Source organism: Mycobacterium sp., from assembly GCF_049585075.1.
Taxonomy (GTDB): Bacteria; Actinomycetota; Actinomycetes; order Mycobacteriales; family Mycobacteriaceae; genus Mycobacterium.
The window spans coordinates 1-1,735 of sequence record NZ_JBAUZA010000112.1 but is presented as its reverse complement, the minus strand read 5'-3'; the positions used below and the strand labels follow the sequence as shown (position 1 = coordinate 1,735).

Annotated in this window: 2 protein-coding genes; both read left to right on the top strand. The window is 67.1% G+C overall.

The genetic code is table 11. The features are described from left to right. The coding region (locus tag WB785_RS05040; protein WP_424077601.1) for an ATP-dependent DNA ligase at positions 1-1,067 on the top strand (1,067 nt) is incomplete at its 5' end. 74 nt (positions 1,068-1,141) lie between these two features. Beyond that, positions 1,142-1,735, top strand: a 594-nt coding sequence (locus WB785_RS05035) for a carbon starvation CstA family protein (RefSeq protein ID WP_424077600.1), incomplete at its 3' end; no start/stop codon positions are given.

The window sequence follows — 1,735 nt, the reverse complement described above, 5'->3', positions numbered from 1 at the left end:
GCGGGGACCTGCCTGCGGTCGCCGCTGCGGGCCTGACCGGTGGAACGGTCGCGCTGGAGGCGTTTACATTGCGCGTGGGCCGTCCGGTCGGGGCGATGCTGGCGCAGACCGCGACAAGTGTCACCGAGGCGCTCGAAAAGCTTTGTGGGACAGCAGCTTTCGAGGCAAAGCTGGATGGCGCACGGGTGCAGGTGCATCGGGCGGGCGATCAGGTGACGGTGTATACCCGAAGCCTCGACGACGTCACCGCGCGGCTGCCCGAGGTGGTCGAGGCGACCCTAGCGCTACCCGTCACCGAGTTGATCGCCGACGGCGAGGCGATCGCATTACGCCCAGACGGGCGGCCGCAGCCGTTTCAGGTCACCGGATCGCGTTTCGGCCGCTCGGTCGATGTTCCGGCCGCCCGAGCAGCCCAGCCGCTGTCAGTGTTCTTCTTCGACATCTTGCATCACGACGGCATCGACCTGCTCGACGCAGCGACCAGCGAGCGGATGGCGGTGCTCGACCAAATCACCTCGGCGCAGAACCGGGTCGATCGGCTGGTGACGGCGGATCCGGTCGCCGCCGCCGATTTTCTGGAAGCGACGTTGGCCGCGGGCCACGAGGGCGTGATGGCCAAGTCGTTGGAGGCCCGCTACGAGGCGGGGCGCCGCGGTGCCGGCTGGCTCAAGGTGAAACCGGTCCACACCCTGGACCTGGTGGTGCTGGCTGTCGAGTGGGGGTCGGGACGGCGCCGGGGGAAGCTGTCCAATATCCACCTCGGTGCCCGCGACCCCGCCACCGGCGGTTACGTGATGCTGGGCAAAACCTTCAAAGGAATGACCGACGCGATGCTGGACTGGCAGACCGCGCGGTTTCACGAACTGGCCGTCGGTCCGACCGACGGTTACGTGGTGCAGCTGCGTCCCGAGCAGGTGGTCGAGATCGCTTTCGACGGAGTGCAACAGTCTTCGCGGTACCCCGGCGGTCTGGCCCTGCGATTCGCCCGGGTACTGCGCTACCGCGACGACAAGAGCCCCGACCAGGCCGACAGCATCGACACCGTGCGTGCTCTGCACCAAAGCTGAATCAGCGGTTGCGTGGCTGTGAACGTCGCGGCGCGACACGCCGACGGACGCTTCAGTCGCGTAGGGTCCCGGCCGTGGAAACCCACAGTGACGCCAGTGGGTACGTCAGCTATATCCACACCGACGCCGACTTGCCGGCGGTCGCCATTATCGACCGCTCCCCCATCGGTACCAAGCACAAGATCGTCTTCGGGGCCATCGCCGTCTTGGGTGCGGTGGCCTGGGCAATCATCGCCTTCGTCCGCGGCGAGACGGTCAACGCGGTGTGGTTCGTCGTCGCCGCGATCTGCACCTACGTCATCGGGTACCGGTTCTATGCGCGGCTGATCGAGACGAAAGTCGTTCGCCCGCGCGATGACCACGCCACCCCGGCTGAAGTGTTCGATGACGGCACCGACTTCGTCCCCACTGACCGACGTGTCCTTTTCGGTCACCACTTCGCCGCGATCGCCGGAGCCGGACCGCTTGTCGGACCGGTGTTGGCCACGCAGATGGGCTATTTGCCGGGCAGCATCTGGATCGTCATCGGCGCGGTCTTCGGTGGCTGCGTGCAGGACTACTTGGTGTTGTGGATCTCCACCCGGCGCCGCGGCCGTTCCCTTGGCCAAATGGCCCGCGACGAGCTAGGCGCCACCGGTGGGGCCGCCGCTCTCATCGGGGTCCTCGCC